The sequence below is a fragment of the Vibrio sp. Vb1574 genome (assembly GCF_033338675.1).
This window is the reverse complement of record NZ_JAWOTC010000003.1, coordinates 114626-131064: the sequence shown is the minus strand read 5'-3', so window position 1 is coordinate 131064 and position 16439 is coordinate 114626. Positions and strand designations below refer to the sequence as shown.

15 protein-coding genes are annotated in these 16439 nt (G+C 43.7%); 5 read left to right on the top strand and 10 right to left on the bottom strand.

The features are described from left to right. The first annotated feature begins 29 nt into the window (after positions 1–29). Both R7O12_RS03630 and R7O12_RS03625 read left to right on the top strand, forming a co-directional pair. Positions 30–386 carry a MerR family transcriptional regulator gene (locus tag R7O12_RS03630; protein ID WP_005375386.1) on the top strand — a complete coding sequence of 119 codons (357 nt, stop codon included), beginning with the start codon at positions 30–32 and terminating at the stop codon, positions 384–386. A 58-nt stretch (positions 387–444) separates the two neighbouring features. Then, complete coding sequence (locus R7O12_RS03625) at positions 445–822, top strand: carboxymuconolactone decarboxylase family protein (RefSeq protein ID WP_005375385.1); 378 nt, start codon at positions 445–447, stop codon at positions 820–822. A 77-nt stretch (positions 823–899) separates the two neighbouring features. Here R7O12_RS03625 and R7O12_RS03620 read toward each other — a convergent pair whose 3' ends face one another. Continuing rightward, on the bottom strand, positions 900–1130 hold the full coding sequence (locus tag R7O12_RS03620; protein WP_005375384.1) for a PAS factor family protein: 231 nt from the start codon (positions 1128–1130) through the stop codon (positions 900–902). Positions 1131–1412: 282 nt separating this feature from the next. Next, on the bottom strand, positions 1413–3839 hold the full coding sequence (locus R7O12_RS03615) for a M9 family metallopeptidase (RefSeq protein WP_151515397.1): 2427 nt from the start codon (positions 3837–3839) through the stop codon (positions 1413–1415). 448 nt (positions 3840–4287) lie between these two features. Here R7O12_RS03615 and R7O12_RS03610 point away from each other — a divergent pair, with 448 nt between their 5' ends. Then, entirely contained in the window at positions 4288–5151 is an 864-nt protein-coding gene (locus R7O12_RS03610; protein ID WP_318125622.1) for a hypothetical protein, read from the top strand. Positions 5152–5295: 144 nt separating this feature from the next. Here R7O12_RS03610 and accD read toward each other — a convergent pair whose 3' ends face one another. Beyond that, positions 5296–6159 (bottom strand): acetyl-CoA carboxylase, carboxyltransferase subunit beta, encoded by an 864-nt coding sequence (gene accD, locus R7O12_RS03605; RefSeq protein ID WP_193837195.1) that lies wholly within the window; start codon positions 6157–6159, stop codon positions 5296–5298. A gap of 141 nt (positions 6160–6300) precedes the next feature. Between accD and R7O12_RS03600 the strand changes: the two genes are divergently transcribed. Beyond that, complete coding sequence (locus tag R7O12_RS03600) at positions 6301–7200, top strand: LysR family transcriptional regulator (protein ID WP_318125621.1); 900 nt, start codon at positions 6301–6303, stop codon at positions 7198–7200. Positions 7201–7348: 148 nt separating this feature from the next. On the opposite strand, the gene R7O12_RS03595 is transcribed toward R7O12_RS03600, so the two are convergent. Together R7O12_RS03595 and R7O12_RS03590 are read right to left on the bottom strand one after the other, a co-directional pair. Continuing rightward, positions 7349–8908 carry a methyl-accepting chemotaxis protein gene (locus tag R7O12_RS03595; RefSeq protein ID WP_031778895.1) on the bottom strand — a complete coding sequence of 520 codons (1560 nt, stop codon included), beginning with the start codon at positions 8906–8908 and terminating at the stop codon, positions 7349–7351. A 550-nt stretch (positions 8909–9458) separates the two neighbouring features. Then, positions 9459–10535: a nickel/cobalt efflux protein RcnA gene (locus R7O12_RS03590; RefSeq protein ID WP_132936325.1), complete on the bottom strand. Its 1077-nt coding sequence runs from the start codon at positions 10533–10535 to the stop codon at positions 9459–9461. Positions 10536–10670: 135 nt separating this feature from the next. Here R7O12_RS03590 and rcnR point away from each other — a divergent pair, with 135 nt between their 5' ends. Beyond that, positions 10671–10943, top strand: a complete 273-nt coding sequence (rcnR, locus tag R7O12_RS03585) for a Ni(II)/Co(II)-binding transcriptional repressor RcnR (RefSeq protein WP_005375370.1) — start codon at positions 10671–10673, stop codon at positions 10941–10943. Between the two features lie 266 nt (positions 10944–11209). Here the strand turns inward: rcnR and R7O12_RS03580 are convergent, their stop codons facing one another. The 5 genes from R7O12_RS03580 to otnK form a co-directional block, all read right to left on the bottom strand. Then, positions 11210–12703, bottom strand: a complete 1494-nt coding sequence (locus tag R7O12_RS03580) for a GntP family permease (RefSeq protein ID WP_005375369.1) — start codon at positions 12701–12703, stop codon at positions 11210–11212. After that, a complete protein-coding gene (denD, locus tag R7O12_RS03575; RefSeq protein WP_064369125.1) occupies positions 12703–13662 on the bottom strand; it encodes a D-erythronate dehydrogenase in 960 nt (319 codons plus the stop codon). The genes R7O12_RS03580 and denD overlap by 1 nt, the downstream gene beginning before the upstream one ends. 61 nt (positions 13663–13723) lie before the next feature. Beyond that, complete coding sequence (gene otnI / locus R7O12_RS03570; RefSeq protein ID WP_033906789.1) at positions 13724–14500, bottom strand: 2-oxo-tetronate isomerase; 777 nt, start codon at positions 14498–14500, stop codon at positions 13724–13726. Further along, positions 14500–15147: an aldolase gene (locus R7O12_RS03565; RefSeq protein WP_005385078.1), complete on the bottom strand. Its 648-nt coding sequence runs from the start codon at positions 15145–15147 to the stop codon at positions 14500–14502. Before R7O12_RS03565 ends, otnI begins: the two co-directional genes overlap by 1 nt. 11 nt (positions 15148–15158) lie before the next feature. Then, positions 15159–16415: a 3-oxo-tetronate kinase gene (gene otnK, locus R7O12_RS03560; protein WP_085569494.1), complete on the bottom strand. Its 1257-nt coding sequence runs from the start codon at positions 16413–16415 to the stop codon at positions 15159–15161. Positions 16416–16439 lie beyond the last annotated feature (24 nt).

The following is a 16439-nucleotide window of genomic DNA, read 5'->3' as shown; positions in this document are numbered from 1 at the left end:
TGGGGTATGCTCTACCTTGGAGGATAATAATGAATATCAAAGAATTTTCTGACCTCGTCGGGCTATCTGCTCATACACTTCGATACTATGAAAAAATCGGTTTACTTAAACATGTCCATAGAAACGCGAGTGGACATCGAATGTATAGTTCGAAAGATCTAAACTGGATAAGCTTTGTTAAGCGTTTAAAAGAAACTGCAATGCCACTTGAAGAGATTCTAGAGTATGCCAAATTAAGGGAAGTCGGCTCTCAATCTGTACCACAACGTCAAGCCCTGTTAGAACAACACCAAGAAAACCTCAAACGCCACATTGAGCAACAGAAAAAGCACTTATCGGCTCTAGAAGAAAAAATTGCCTTGTATAAAAGCGGAAAAGTTCGTTGACTTAGAGTTAACTCTAACGATTAAGGTGTGTTTACGTTTATTCACTAGGAACATACCGATGGAACAATCACGCTTTAACAAAGGATTAGAACTACTCTCTCAAATTGATGGCGACGCTGGTCATAATGTCATCGAAACCTTACAAGATATTTGTCCAGATTTAGCTCAGTACACCATTGAGTATCCGTTTGGCGATATTTATGCTCGCCCGGGCTTAGACCTAAAATCGAGAGAAATCGCAACCGTCGCCGCGCTAACGGCAATGGGGAATTGCGCGCCGCAACTAAAAGTGCACTTAAATGCAGCGCTGAATGTAGGCTGTAGCGAGGATGAGATTAAAGAGATCATTTTGCAGATGTCCGTCTACGCAGGTTTTCCCGCGGCATTAAACGGCATGTTTGCATTCAAAGAAGTGCTAGCGGAAAGAGCAGAGTAATAACGACGTTGAAATCAATTTAACCGCAATTAAAAACGGCCCTTGGGGTTCGGGCCGTGATTAAAACAACGAGTGAATTAGCGCTCAGGAGTTTCAAGCAGTTTAACCGCGCAATCTACCGCGTTGTTAATGCCTTGACTGCTCTCCAACTTTCCTGAACTTGCAGGACCAAGGGCACAAGAATACAAAGCCAGCTGCTTATCGAACGGCAGATCCAACTGTTCATAGAGATTTTGTCGGATTCTTGCATGTTGTTCTGGTTCTTGGTTAGCAAGGCTAATCAACGTTTCATAAATAAGCGTTTTCATGTCTTTCCCTTTTCACTTTATTGCACGGGGTGCATATATATTGTATCCATTTGGGAAACACAAATCAGAAGCTAGGTCACAGAACGCGTCGCTAAAAAAGTTTATGTGCGCGGTAAATTGCAATACAAACCTAAAGCCGTTTAGAAAAAGGGCAACTGATAACTCGATAGATCAGCCGATTAACTAGCATTCGCCGCTGTTTGTTTATAATCGTGTCCGATATAAACAAAAACGTCGCTGTATCAGCGACGTTTTATCTCGACTTTAGTTAATCGAACCTGTTTAGTTGAAGTGCACTAGCATTTCAACGTCATCGCCTTGCTCTGGAGCCTGAAGAGCGAAGTGCACGTACCCTGCTTCAGTAACAGGAATCGCAAGGTATTCATTGCTGCCTGCATAGTTGGACGCATACTCGTGCTGCTCTACTGTAGGCCAATGCTCCCTACTCGCGTATAGATCGACATTACCAGTTTGAGAGTGAGCCGTTAGCCATACACGAACCTCTTCTACACCTTCAGGCACATAAACTGCTGCATAACGCTGCTTGTGAACGGTAAGCATTTTGGCTTCACCAGACTCTAGTACCACAGGTGCTAAATCATCTTGCACTTGGGTTGGCGGTGTTTGCGCTTCCACTTCTAACGCAGCCACAAGATTTACTGAGTCATAGCTATCACGTCCAGTTAAGCTGATGTAGTAACGACCCGCTTTAACGTAACCATCTTGCTCTGGTTCAAACACAATCTCTTCATTGCTGCCATCAGCATATTGACTCATTTCGAAATCATAGTAATGCGCGACTTTGTTGTAGCTCATGTAAAGATCCGCATCACCCGCACCCTCAATAGATACATTGAAGTTAACGGTGTTGGCTGGAACATCAACGTAGAACAGTTTTTCGCTGTATGCTTCGCCACTGAGCTGAAGGCTTTGGTTCGCCGTCAATTCAGTCACTTGTGCTTCAGGGCTTGTTGGCTCTGTTGGCTCTTCTGGGTCTGTACCAGGTTGCTCAGGTTCCACTTTTAATGTGTCCAACCAACGTTCAAACTCAGCATCGTATTGTTGACCTAAAGACGTCACCTGCTGTGCCCATTGTTCGAACTGGCCAGAGCGCGACAATGCCAACAAGCTTTCGACGTCTTGTGGATGATTTTCTAACATGAATCGAACAGCTAGATAACCCCAACGATAGATACGATTGGTATCGTGAGAGTACGTGGTATCAAACACAGTGGAAAGGCTCAGTTTACCATCTGCAATCAGCTCAATCGCAGCTTGGTAACCTTGCTTGTAATGCATGTATTCAGCAAAACCTTCTAGCCACCAAACAATATGACCATGAGCCAAGTTATCGCTGAACGAACCGTATTGGTTAAATCGTGCATCTAAATAGTGCGTGTATTCATGTTCTAGGTTCAAGATAGAGAGATCTTCACCATTCGCGTAGCGATAAGCGACGAAACGCGCAGTATTGTCCGCTTTTGAAGGGTCACCTTCTAGGTACTGACCACCGTTGTCCGTTGTATTACCAAATAGGAATGAAGAGTAATCAACGTAACTAGCGTTACTCGCGAATACCGCCACTTCAACACGATCATTCAAATCATCAGCGACAGGTTGATTACCCGTATTCGCAACTCGATGGAAGTCGGCTTCTTTTGCCGCTAGCACTTCACACGCTTTCGCTGCTTGAGCATCGGTCAGATCTTCAGAGCGAATAATGGCAGGTCCCTGACATTCAAAACGATTTGGCATTACACGTGCAGCTAAATCTTGCTTGGCTTGCTCAATATTCAGACCATTTAGGCCTTCTGGTGCGTAGTAGCTCATCATTTCAACGGCAGCAAGCCATAGTTTGTCATGCTCACTACCCAGTGGATAACGCTGCATCACCTGTTGCATTACTGCCAATGCTTTGCGTTTGGTCTCCTGATCTGGGCTCGCGAGCAAACGACCAGTTTCACGTAATGCATTGAAAACGATAAAGCTTGCATCCGTATCTAATGCCCAAGCATTATCAGATGCGAATTTCACCAACGTATCAATATGGTGTGTATTGTTTGCCATGTATCGGTAGAACGCATCGTTCGCCGCATGGCCTGCCATAGAGCGGAACAAGTTGTTTAAACCATCGACCCATTGCGTGTCCTGTGCGGTTTCACGATTAAAGTGCATCAACGCGGCCATCATGCTATCCATGGTCAGCGGCAACTGCTTAACGTTATCAACCATCAAAGTCAGGCTCTTCATTGCACCAACTTGTTCACGACCCTGATCCAAAGCATGAGGGTTGTTTAGGAATAGGTTCGTCGACTGAGCAAAACGCTGACTCAACGCTTGCGAAAACTCAGGTGTACCAGTACCAGCGTTGTAGCGAACGTAGTAGGCCGCTCGAACAAATTCGCCTAAGTTCTCTAGAACACGGGCTTGATCTGCTTCACCACGATAGCGAGCGATTTCTTGATCCAGAGCGACTTGGATACGGCTTAGGCTCGCTTCACTATAGATATCATTCAGCGTTTCTGAAGGTGCTGAAAACCAAGCGTGGTAGCAATCATACTCAGCACCAGAAACGGCAGTAGCCAGATCTCGCGATTGTTGTAAATCAGCAACAGCACACTGATTTTGTGCAAAAGAGAAGCCAGACACACTCGCTAGCATACAAGCAAGCGCCAAACGATGGCGCGGGAAAAAACGGATATGAGACATAACAACACTCATTGATTATTAACATACATTGAGTGGGGATTTATATTCTTTACAGCTCAAACAGTGAAATCAGTGTCATAAAATTTATGAAACCGCTCCCAAAAATAGGTCTTTTACTCTAATTAAATGGGAGCAATCCCACTCCCAAAAAACTCACAATTATCAATAAAAACATTAATTTACCTTTTTCTAAATAACGACTTCATGAGGAAAATTGCCCTTAAACGCCCCTCTTAACTCTTCCAGATAGAGTTCACGAAAATCAAAGGTTCTAAATTAAATTTTGATGCTTGATACCATCTATTTTTATTTGTGACTCATTCCCAATAAGTCATCGAGTGCATATCAAAAGGTTGGCATTAATGGTAAATTCTCCGCCAAATCAAACACATTTACTCCTCGAGTCATTGATGAGTGAATTAAGCAGATATTTGGCTAGGGATAATACATGTCACTTTGGGGATTTTTGGGAACGGGGATTGCCTACTTCATGACAACATTTGCCTTTGTTTTTGGCGGCATTTTTTGGTTATGTGCTGAAGGTAATACATTAAGAGAAACAAAGCGCCAATCATCAATAATGTCCGGGGTTATTGCTTGTACTATTGGAACTTGGGTGCTTGCTTTTGGTGTTTACGTTTACGGTTACTTTTGGGATAACTCTTCTCACTATTATTTTTATTTGCTCGCTCCATGGGGACTTGCCATTTTTGGGGTAAAACTTCGTAACCGCTGGGTTAAGCAATACGCGCGTGTAAAACACGCAAAAGAAGAACAGTGGCAAAAGCGCTGGCGAGAATTATTAGGGGAAGATACTGAAGAGCTTCCACCATATACACATGATTACGAGCTCTACTCGGGCATTTGGCAAGCCAATGAAGCGCTCCAAGAACAGTGTTTTTCAGCCCTTCCTCACGGGAAAGCAGTCTACGAGAGAGTGAAAGCCTTCCAAACGATGGCCTCCCCCGCTGGTGACATAAACAATCAAGTTTTGCTGATTAAACTCGATCAACTAGAGGATGAAATCATTCAAGTTCTTGAGCAACACTCGCAAAAGAAAGTAAGCATTGAAACTGGCGCAGGTACTTTACACAAAGAGTCAAAACGCAATGTTTATCACCATGAGAATGGCCCAACAGAAGAGCAACTGTACGACTCAATCAACCTCCAACATGATTTGGATCGAGAGCTACGCAACATTATCTATGATCGGCTCGGTTACGATGGCGAAGATGAGTACTTTTCCTCCAAGCGCCACTCGAAGAGCTTACCGAGAATGAAACCGCAATCAACTGGATGCTCTGGGGGTTAGTAAGCGACCATTTTGCTGTTGACCCATACCAAACGGCGTTGGATCTCAGCCTAATGAATGCGGAACCAAGATGGGGGCAAAATGAACGGTTTGTAATGATTACGGCTCAATAAACGCAAGTACTAAGTCTAACTTTAATACAACCTATTCTGAGACCACCCTCGCGTTGGTTAACTTAGCCAGTAAGCGGCCAACGCGATCGCGCATTTCACGTCTATCGACAATCATATCTAGCGCACCATGCGCTAGTAAAAATTCACTTCGCTGAAACTCGTCTGGTAGCTTTTCACGTACCGTTTGCTCAATGACCCGTCTTCCCGCAAAGCCAATACTTGCTTTAGGTTCACCAATATTGATGTCTCCTAACATCGCTAAACTCGCCGAGACGCCACCATAAGTTTGGTCCGTCAATACTGAGATATAGGGTAATCTGTGCTCAGATAAGTGGTTTAACGCGGCGCTGGTTTTTGACATTTGCATTAGTGCCACCAAAGACTCTTGCATGCGCGCCCCTCCGCAAGCGGAAAAACATACTAACCCAGATTTTGTATTAATTGCGCTTTCAACTGCTCGGACAAACTTCTCGCCAACCACTGCGCCCATCGAGCCTGCCATGAAAGAGAATTCGAATGCACACGCAACAACAGGCAGCCCCAATAACTTGCCCTCCATCACCACCAACGCATCTTTTTCTCCAGTCGTTTTCTGTGCTAAAGCAATTCGCTCTTTATATCGCTTTAAGTCTTTAAAACCCAAAATATCTTGTGGCTCCAACTCACTTGCCAACTCTTGTTGTGTTCCATAGTCCAGAAAAGAGATCAACCTTTGACGCGCAGCCATTCTCATGTGATATGAGCATTTAGGGCATACTTCCAAATTTTCTTTTAACGCGGCACGATAAAGTATTTGTTCACACTCAGGACACTTTGTCCAAACTCCCTCAGGGATAGACGCTTTGCGCGAACCTATTATATTTTTATTCTCAAATAACCGTTCTAACCAGCTCATAAATTCACCACTATTGATTACGTTCTAGCGCGATATCTCGTTGTTTGTTCGCTTAAACTTGTAAATAAAATTGTATGTAACTTAGTACAGGGATAAAGTGCGATATGCTGGCTTGATAATCCAATAAAGTGGGATAATGAAATGTTTGATAACGTTGACCAAATCTGGTTAAAAAGTTTTCACTGTGTTTATGAGAACAACAGCTTTAAGCGAGCCGCTGAGTGTTTGAATATACCAACATCAAATATCAGCCGACACATTGCCCTGCTTGAAGAAAAGTTAAACATTAGGTTGTTCAATAGAACAACAAGGCGAATGACGCCTACCGAGGCTGGAGAAGAGCTCTATAGCAGCACTCGTCCGTTATTGGAGCAACTCAACGCCGCACTAGAAACGGTAACGCGCCACTCGCACACGGTAACAGGGGAACTGCGAATTCTTATGCCAGACACACCTGTACTGGCAAAAGCTATTGTTTCCTTTTGCAATCAATATCCAGCAATCTCTTTGCATTGTGATACAACACTCGCCCCTAAAGGCGATGCTATCGATGGCTTTGATATAATATTGAGTTTTCACAGAGGTACTTTGTCAGACAGTAACTGGGTGGCGAGAGAGATAAAACGCTGGCCCAGTGCCATTTTAGCCGCGCCTCAACTAATTGAGAAATACGCCACCCCTTACAAAATTACGGATCTAAGTCATGTTCCCTGCATCACGACGCTTACCGCAGTAAATGGTGCACCATGGGTATTCAGAAGCCCTGCTGGGGGCCATATTACTCAAACTGTGCAATCTTCATTCAAAGTAAACAGCGGTCATCTCGCCAGATATGGCGCGTTATCAGGGCTTGGGTACGCAATATTGCCAATTGAGTCATGCCAAAATGAGATCAAAAATGGTGAGCTAGAAATCGTCACTCTAGAGTACGAACCTGAGGATTTAGTGCTTTACGCCTTTTACTCGTCTAGAAAACATGTAGCTAAGAAAATATCTATGTTTGTTGAACATTTAAAGCAAAATGCGAAACTTAACGCTTAGCTAAGCTTTACTCAACTAATTTATCATATTTTGTTTTATCGTCTAGAAAGGACAGACACCGCTAAGCGATTTGAGACTCGATTTTTTCAAATAAAAAAGCCAGCAATTAACATTTACTGGCTTTTTATTAAAGAGGGTCAGTTGGCGTTTAGATTCTAAACGCTCCCACGTGACGATCGAGTGTTCGCGATAGCTCCGCGAGTTGTTGACTTGATGCTTCTAGTTGCTCACTCGCCGTTAGCGCACTTTTCACTGAGTGGCTGACGGTATCCATGTTCATATTAATTTCGTTTGCTACCGTTGATTGCTGTTCTGTTGCGGTTGCTACTTGAGTATTGATATCTGAAATAGTCGTCACTTGTGCAGCTATTGCTTCTAAAGCCTGTCGAGCTAACTCGGTTTCTGCCGTTCCTTCTTCAATAAGAGTCTTACTATTACTCATTGAATTCACCGCACTTTGAGCTTCAGTTTGTAGCTGGTGAATCATATTGTCAATTTCATCGGTAGAATGAGCCGTTTTAGTCGCTAGGTTGCGAACTTCATCAGCAACTACTGCAAAACCTCGGCCGGCATCACCAGCGCGTGCCGCTTCGATAGCCGCATTGAGAGCCAATAGATTGGTTTGCTCCGAAATACCTCTAATCACCTCTAGAATACTACCAATCGACTGAGTATTTTCAGCAAGACTCACGATAATGTTGGAAGTGCTGTTCATCTCGTTTTCAAGATTAGTCATCGCCGTTTTGGTTCTTTCTAGCGTCGTGTAGCCATCTTGCGCTTCATTACTTGCTGCACTCGCAGCATTTGCCGCTCCGGCAGCATTGGAGGCAATTTCATTGACCGTCGCAATCATTTCGTTCATGGATGTGACAACCAGCATGGTTTGCTCGTTCTGCTCTTGCCCTCTTGTGAGCGCTTGTTGAGATTGCCCACGCAAAGCGACAGCTGAACTATTAAGCTCCACACCAGTATTTACAACTTGTGTAATAATCTCATGTACTTTCCCAACAAAAACGTTGAAAGCAGAAGAAATTTGCGCGACTTCGTCATTACCTTTCGCTGGCAAACGAACGGTTAAGTCTCCGTCTCCTTTTGAGATGTCTTGTAGAGCGTCTTTAAGCGCAGAAAGCGGTCTCATCAGTTTATTTAGCAGAAGTGACAGAATCAAAACACACATAACGAAGATCGCCACCATAGAGATCAACTGGTAAGTAATAATTCCATTCGTCGCTTGGCTCACTTCGGTAATAGGAATACCAATATCAAAAGTACCGTATAACTGGCCATCCACATAAATTGGTGCCATGATGTCAAACACCCATACTTTCTGGACATCGGCATACCACTTTGAGTACTGTTGAACACCTCTCGTCGCGCCTTCAACAGTATATTCATCGTTATAGGTTTTGTTCAGCTTGTGCTTATCACTGTGGGCTACTGCCGTTACGTTACGGTCAATTACAACGGCATAACTCACGTCTGAACGTTGTTTCAGCCCCTCAACAAGCGATTGTAAATCTTGCATTGGATTGGCTGAGTTCTCCAAAATATAACTCGCATTTCCCGCTAGAAACTCAGCTTGAACTTGGGATTTGTTTAAGATGATGTCATCGATTTTCTGACTCGAAATTAGGTACGTTGATGCCATACTCGCCACGACAGCAATACCAAACATGGCGCAGACTGCTAATAAGATGATTCTTTTCATTATAATTGTCTCAATACAATTCAATTGATGCTCATTAATCGAGCGCTAAGTCTTTCTTCTCCAAAACCAACCAAACTGCATTTTGGGTCTGTTTGGCAGAGCAAGACATAACTTTATAACTATGTATCTGCTTGGTTCCCGATTACTTTAGACAGAAGGAAAAAAAGTCTTCAAAACGTCACATTTCTACGAGGTTTGGCGAAGGGACGAGTACGCAAAAGGAAACGTTTGCATAGTTAAATTTAACTATGCGACCAAATTGGTATCGAACATTAAAGAAAAGACTTCTAATTAGCGTTTTGACCGTCGGGAGCGCTGTGGTCAGTGCTCCCGTTTTATCATTTAGTATCTCAGGTTCAGATATTAGAGCCACAATTGCAGCGGTTGTAATCCGAGATGCTTGGTGAAGCGAGAATGACTTGGTTTGTAGATATGGCAGCGATGTCGGATCGAGTGATTCTCAATCAAGAATCGGCAGCAAAACATGCAAACCAAGGCATGAAGCCATTACCCATACAAAAAGAAAGGAAAAAAATCTTTACCACAGAGTTTAACTCGTCAGCGATATGTATCCATGCATACCCATGTATAAACCAACTGCACTGATCAAGACGCCCGATAAGTAAGGAGCTCGACGTGCAACATCATTCAAACCGCTCCATTTAGATGTCGCTTTTTGCACGCCCACTGCTGCCACAACGCCAACAGCAACCAGAGTCAAGGCTAAGCCAATACTGAATGACACAACTAAAGTCGCACCAAGAGTCATTGCCTTAAGCTGCAAACAGATAAGCAAAACCGTTACCGCAGCAGGGCATGGAATCAAACCGCCCGTTAATCCAAACAGCAGAATTTGCCCATTCGTCACGTCTCGATTCTCAAAGCGCTTTTGAATGTCTAAAGCGTGAGCGCGCTCGTGAGCATCTTGATATTCCTTATCTTCGCTTTCTAAATGAGAACCAGGACGGAAATGTACATCAAAGTCATGGGTATGATCATGGTGCCCGATGATCAAAGTGACAGAAAGTCCATTAGAGACTTCAATGCAAGACGCCGATTCCAAGTATCCATCACGCTCTATAAAGTGATAAATATCAGCAGGTTGATAACCATCACTCGATACCGAAACCTTGATACCTTCAGCAGTTAAAGGTTTACCGCTGAGTGTTCGCAACTGGAAACGGTGATGGTCCCCTTCCTGTGTAATCGAAAGCGAAACATGCCCATGTCCTGTATCCACAACTTGCGTCGTCCAGTCGCGAGCATGATCCTGAGCTTTGTTCCAAGCTCGCTCATCGCTCCATGTCCGCCAAAACATCCATACGCCGGTTGTCACGATAATGACTCCAGAGATAAGTTGCATCCATGGTTCAGCCGCTTCAGCGGTGAATTTCTGGCTAATATACATCCCACCAACAGCGATTAACCATACAATTGCAGTGTGAGAAAGTGTGGCAGCTAAACCCAGCATCACGGCTTGTTTGACCGTTCCTTTCACCGCGACAATGAACGCCGCCATCATCGTTTTAGAGTGCCCAGGTTCTAAACCATGCAAAGCGCCAAGCAAAATGGCACTGGGAATAAAGAACCACCCATTACCTTGTTGTAGTAACGCGACAAAATCCATTGTTGTTCTCTGTTGTTGATTCTAATTTATCGCAAACTATACTCCCCCCTAGTATTAAATACTACCCCCCAGTATAAATTGAGTGCTACATTATCAGTTAGAATAACTCGGCCCGTAACTTAAAGAAGATAAGACATGTCGCATACAACCAGAGATCAAAAGAAGCTCAACACTCGAGTCAGTAAAATACAGGGTCAGGTGAATGGACTTAAAAAAATGCTGGAAGAAGAGCATGAATGCCAAGATGTGTTGCAGCAGATTGCCGCTATTCGGGGAGCAGTAAATGGTTTGATGCGAGAAGTAATTAAAGGTCACTTACTTGAACACGTCGTACTTGAGGAAGACAAAACTCAACGTGAAAAAGATATGGAAGTCGTATTAAAAGTACTGGACTCTTATATAAAGTAACCCTAATTCGCTAGAGTAAAGTCACTAGGGTTAAACTCGAATAGATCCTTTATAGGTAATCGCTTACTAAGCGGGAAATAACAATTCCATTTCATATTGATTAAGTTGAAAACGGAACCTATATCGGTTCAATTTAAATAGTTTATTTATAAGAACTAAAACGGCCCAAACATAGGGCCGTTCATATTATTAACAATCTCTAAACCATCTGATAAAAATACATGTTGTGACAGGTTTTTACTTTATGGAAGAGTACAAGTAAACCTTTATACCTCTTGTAATTCGACGTGCTTAGCGCTGTAAGATTTTGTAAATGCAACACACCCCAAAAGTACAGCAAGTGGTAACACGGGATCAAAGATTGAACCATGAGATCCGAAGAATAAGTTAAGAATCATGACTAATGAACCACCAATAGCCCAAGCAATTGTTGTTGGAATAGTCCAAATAATGAGTTGTTTCTTAACCTCAGTCACCCCCATTAGTCGATTAACAATATGGAATAGCGAGTCATTAAAGTAGCCAGCAAATAGAGATCCCATCGTAGCTGCCGTCGCTGCGAATAAAAGGTTAACGTCAGGAATATTTACTAAAACTGGGGCAGATATAGAAGCAGCGGTTATCATGGAGACTGTACCAGAGCCCTGAATAATACGAACTAACGTCGCAATAATAAATGGAATCATAACCGCAGAAATAGGAAGCCCTGCAACTTGGTTAGCAATCTCTGCGCCCGCACCCGTTTCACGCAATACGGCACCTAACGCGCCACCAGCTCCTGTTACTAACAAAATGATGCCACAAGTGGAGATTCCTTGTTCCATCTTTTCATTCGCTTCTTCTTTGGTAAGGTTATTACCCAATGTGTAAACCGCTAATAACGTCGCTATTGATAGTGCAATAGTAGGGCTGCCGATAAAAGCGATAAATTGACCAAATGTTGTTGCAGTCAGCCCTTCGAAACCGAAAGTCCCCTCTAATAAACCCATCACTGATTTCGCAAGTATAAGTAAAATAGGGATAATAATTGGAGCGATAGATTTACTTAAAGATGGTAGGTCTTTCGCTTCTTTACTTGCAATGTACTCTTTGTGATCATTAATCAGTTGCTCACTAGACTTCGAGAAATGTTCGGTTGGAATGAATTCAGGAAACTGCTTTTCTAACCATCTTGCATACCAAACAATACCCATGACACAAGGCGCTGCGATCATCAAACCAAAACCTAACATGCTGGCAAGATCGACACCAAAGATACCAGCAACGCCCAAAGGCCCTGGAGTCGGCGGAATAGCGTGATGCGCTACGACCAAGCCGCCCGCCAGAGCAACCGTAAGCGTTAAAATCGAGCGATTGGACGTTTTTGACAAAGACTTCGCTATTGGATAAAGAATGATAAGCGCGCTATCCACAAAGATTGGGATGCTAACAATATAGCCAGTTACAGCAAGAGCGGCCTCTTCTTTCTTTTTTCCTAACCACTTTATAAAATTATAGGCAATACTTTCTCCTGCTCCAGAAGCCTCTAAAATAGCCCCCATCATAACGCCGAGACCGATGACAATCCCTATACCGCCTAATGTTCCACCAAATCCTTTGCTAACGGTCGCAATCGTGTCGTCAACACTTAACCCACCAATAATACCTGCGATACATGCCGCAATTAACATCGCAATTAACACATGTACTTTTGTACGTAACACAAGAAAAACAAGGACTGATACGGCTACTATTAGTCCAATTACTGAGGTTGGTAACATTAGACAATCTCCATATTGTTAACAGAAATAAATTGTTGTAATACATCCTTGAAATTACTGTCTGCTTTAAATCCAAGCTCCAGTTCTTTAGTACAATCAATTTTTTGTGGCCAACTACTCACAATACGATCAATACCCGCATCATGCTCATAGGTAATATAATTAGAAAGTTGTTTACCCGTTAGAGTGTCCATTGTTTGAATCATCTCAGCTGGTGTAGTTTGAATACCAGGTAAATTAAGCGTTCTATAGGACAGATTATTTAACTGCTCATAAGGCATTAGCCCTGCATATTGAATATTGTCCACCACTCTAGACGGGCTCGATATCCAAAGTTTTAGCGTAGGGTCTACAGGACAATTTGATTCTTGAGCATTCAAAGGCTCACGAATAATTCCGCTTACGAAAGAGCTAGCGGCAAGGTTTGGTTTCCCAGGGCGAATACAAATAGTCGGTAAACGTACGGATACAGCTTTAACAAAGCCTTTGCGGGCATAGTCGTTCACCAATAACTCACCTATGGCTTTTTGCGTCCCGTAGGATGACTGAGGATGAAGTGCTGTTATTGGTGTAATCGTTTCCGGAAGATCACCACCAAATACAGCTAAAGATGAAGCAAACGTAAAACGAATATTAGGGTTTACTTTACGGCAACGCTCAAGCAATAACTGTGTGGTCGTCAGATTTACAGCTACGCCTAAATCAAAATCTTGCTCAGCATGGCTCGATACAATTGCCGCTAAATGAAAAATGTGTGTCGTTTCGGCAGTAATAACTTGGTCTATATTTTCTCGCTTTGTCATATCCATGACTAAAGAAACGACTCGGTCATCAATGCCCTCTAAGCGCGACTTTTGAATGTCGACAATAGTAATACTTTCAGCTTTGTTTTCTTTTAGTAGTGATTTGGCAAGTAGGGTTCCGAGAAAACCCGCCCCTCCAGTTATGATAATATTCATAGTCACGACCCTTTGTTTTTGTAATTGGTTTCAAGTTATTTATGGATAGAAATTAAAATTGTTATAGGTATGGTTTAACCCAACTAAGGCCCAGCTGCGTGCTATGCCTTGGGTTGTATTCACAACCGATCCAGCCTTGGTAACCAGAGTCATCCAAAACATTGAATAGGTGTGGGTAATTCAGTTCGCCTTCCGATGGTTCGTGCCTTTCAGGCACAGAAGCAATTTGAATATGGCCTGTGTATGGCGCCACATCGCGAATCAACGTACTCAGATCACCGTCCATAACTTGTGCGTGATAGAGATCGAGCTGCAATTTCACGTTTGGACGAGCCACTTGTTTGATGAGTTCCACCGCTTCACGTTGATGTGCAACAAAGTAGTTCGGTACATCGCGATTGTTGAGTGGCTCAATCATCAGCTCAACACCTTGTTCGGCAAACTTATCCGCTGCATAACGAATGTTTGAGATAAAGGTTTCAATATGCTGATCACGAGTGAAGCGTGAATCAACAATGCCAGACATAGCGTGAACCTTTTTACAGTTCAGTGCCTTGGCGTACATCAGCGCAGTCTCGACGCTCGTTTTAAATTCATCCTCACGCCCCGGAATAGCTGCAAAACCTCGTTCACCTGCATCCCAATCACCTGGAGGCATGTTGAATAACGCTTGCTCAAAACCAAACTGCTGTATCTTGCTTGCTAGTTCTTGCGCTTCGAATGCGTATGGGAAAAGGTATTCCACCGCTTTGAAGCCCGCTTGGTGTGCTTTTTCGAAACGATCTAGAAAAGGAACTTCTGTGAATAACATTGTCAGATTTGCCGCGAATTTAGCCATTACTTACCTCTCCCTTTTAGGTCTTGAATCTCAGTATCCGTTAAGTAGCGGATGTTGCTGTCTTTAAGAATGAACGCTAGCTTCGCTGTCTCTTCTAGCTCTTCTGCGTTATCCACTGCATCTTCAAAGTCCGTACCCGTGATCACTGGACCATGGTTCGCCAGGAGGAAAGCTCGGTAGTCACTTGCCCGCTGCGCAAGTTCTTCAGCAATCTGAGGGTCGCCCGGGCGCAGGTACGGAATCACTGGCAGTTCGCCAATGCGCATTACAAAGTAAGGTGTGAAAGCTTTGATGGCATTCTCGCGATCTAAACCTTCAAGACAAGAAAGCGCCGTCAAGTAAGTAGAATGTAGATGCACAATCGCATTACACTTTGAGTTATTTCGATAAATCGCCAGATGAAAAGCCACTTCTTTTGATGGCTTTTCACCAGAGATATGGTTGCCATCAATATCCACAACCGAAAGCTCTTCAGCAATCAAGCGGCCGAACGAAGAACCAGTCGGCGTTGCCAGAAAGTGTCCATTAGGCAGTTTTAGAGAAAGGTTGCCAGCGCCGCCAGTCGCATAGCCACGTTCAAACATAGAGCGCGCCATAGTGACCATTTGCTCTCGCAGTTGTTGTTCTGTCATCAATTCTTTATTCATCACAACCTCACCTATTCAAAAAACGACTGTGCTTTGGCAAAGAAGTGTTCATCGCCGAAGTTGCCCGATTTCAGAGCCAAAGAAAGCTCGCCTTCAAGTGACTTCACCCAAGGTACACCTGGTGCGATTTGAGGACCGATATGAAAACCTTTTACGGCTAGGCTTTGGGTTACAACCCCTGAGGTTTCCCCACCCGCAACGATGAAATTTTTCACACCGTGCTGCTGAAGTTTGATTGCAAGTTGGCTAAAGAATTGTTCAACCGCGTGGCTTGAAGCATGCGCGCCAAACTCTTGTTGAATCGCTTTTAACGCCGCTGCATCTGCGGTTGCGTAAACCAGTGGTGCGAACTCGCTTTCGATGTTGGTCATGACCCAATCAAACACTTGATTTGAGTAGTCTTCTTCCGTCAGACACGCCTTCACATCAATAGCAAAGTGTGGCGCTTTTTCTTTGTAAACAGCGACCTGTTGGTTGGTCATGACAGAACAAGATCCAGATAACACAACGGTTGGTGCTTTTTTAGGGTTCCCCTCTTGCTTCGCATCACTTTGATCTTCAAGGCTCTCTATCCAGTTCTTAGCAATACCCGCAGCCAAACCAGAACCACCAGTTACCAGTTTTAGAGACTTCGCCGCTTGGCCAAGTGTGACAAGATGCTCTGCATTGAATGCATCAACCACTGCGTAGCGGTTGCCTTGTACTTTTAGCTCTTCAAAGCGCTCAATTACCGCTTTTGGACCTTGTTCAATTATTTGGAAGTTCACCAGGCCAGATTTGCCTTGAGATTGAGCATCCATCATACGAACTAGGCTTGAATCAGTCATTGGTGTCACAGGGTGATTACGCATACCTGAGTTGCTTAGCAAGTCTTGGAATACAAATAGATGGCCGTTGAAAACTGTGCGACCATTCACTGGTAATGATGGGCAGACAATGGTGAACGCTTCACCTAGCTCTGCAAGCAGTGCATCCGTTACAGGACCAATGTTACCTTCTGCTGTGCTGTCAAACGTTGAGCAGTACTTGAAGTAAAACTGCTGACAGCCATTTGCTTGCAGCCACTTAAGCGCCGCTACTGAATCCTCGATTGCCTCATCTACAGGACAAGAGCGAGATTTAAGACTGATCACGACCGCATCTGCGTTTACATCAATCTCTTCTTTTGGAATACCGTTAAGCTGAACTGTGCGCATGCCGTTTTCTACAAGAAAACCTGCGATGTCTGTTGCGCCAGTAAAGTCGTCTGCGATAACGCCTAATAACATCATTTTTTCTCCGTTTTACGTGCG

What these genes read in the sequence shown, in the direction of transcription:
- R7O12_RS03615 (WP_151515397.1), bottom strand. Translation starts at nt 3,839, where the DNA reads ATGTCTCATATCCGTTTTTTCCCGCGCCATCGTTTGGCGCTTGCTTGT.
- R7O12_RS03600 (WP_318125621.1), top strand. Translation starts at nt 6,301, where the DNA reads ATGTTTGATAACGTTGACCAAATCTGGTTAAAAAGTTTTCACTGTGTT.
- R7O12_RS03590 (WP_132936325.1), bottom strand. Translation starts at nt 10,535, where the DNA reads ATGGATTTTGTCGCGTTACTACAACAAGGTAATGGGTGGTTCTTTATT.
- R7O12_RS03620 (WP_005375384.1), bottom strand. Translation starts at nt 1,130, where the DNA reads ATGAAAACGCTTATTTATGAAACGTTGATTAGCCTTGCTAACCAAGAA.
- R7O12_RS03580 (WP_005375369.1), bottom strand. Translation starts at nt 12,703, where the DNA reads ATGTTACCAACCTCAGTAATTGGACTAATAGTAGCCGTATCAGTCCTT.
- R7O12_RS03595 (WP_031778895.1), bottom strand. Translation starts at nt 8,908, where the DNA reads ATGAAAAGAATCATCTTATTAGCAGTCTGCGCCATGTTTGGTATTGCT.
- rcnR (WP_005375370.1), top strand. Translation starts at nt 10,671, where the DNA reads ATGTCGCATACAACCAGAGATCAAAAGAAGCTCAACACTCGAGTCAGT.
- otnI (WP_033906789.1), bottom strand. Translation starts at nt 14,500, where the DNA reads ATGGCTAAATTCGCGGCAAATCTGACAATGTTATTCACAGAAGTTCCT.
- otnK (WP_085569494.1), bottom strand. Translation starts at nt 16,415, where the DNA reads ATGTTATTAGGCGTTATCGCAGACGACTTTACTGGCGCAACAGACATC.
- denD (WP_064369125.1), bottom strand. Translation starts at nt 13,662, where the DNA reads ATGAATATTATCATAACTGGAGGGGCGGGTTTTCTCGGAACCCTACTT.
- R7O12_RS03565 (WP_005385078.1), bottom strand. Translation starts at nt 15,147, where the DNA reads ATGAATAAAGAATTGATGACAGAACAACAACTGCGAGAGCAAATGGTC.
- R7O12_RS03610 (WP_318125622.1), top strand. Translation starts at nt 4,288, where the DNA reads ATGTCACTTTGGGGATTTTTGGGAACGGGGATTGCCTACTTCATGACA.
- R7O12_RS03625 (WP_005375385.1), top strand. Translation starts at nt 445, where the DNA reads ATGGAACAATCACGCTTTAACAAAGGATTAGAACTACTCTCTCAAATT.
- accD (WP_193837195.1), bottom strand. Translation starts at nt 6,159, where the DNA reads ATGAGCTGGTTAGAACGGTTATTTGAGAATAAAAATATAATAGGTTCG.
- R7O12_RS03630 (WP_005375386.1), top strand. Translation starts at nt 30, where the DNA reads ATGAATATCAAAGAATTTTCTGACCTCGTCGGGCTATCTGCTCATACA.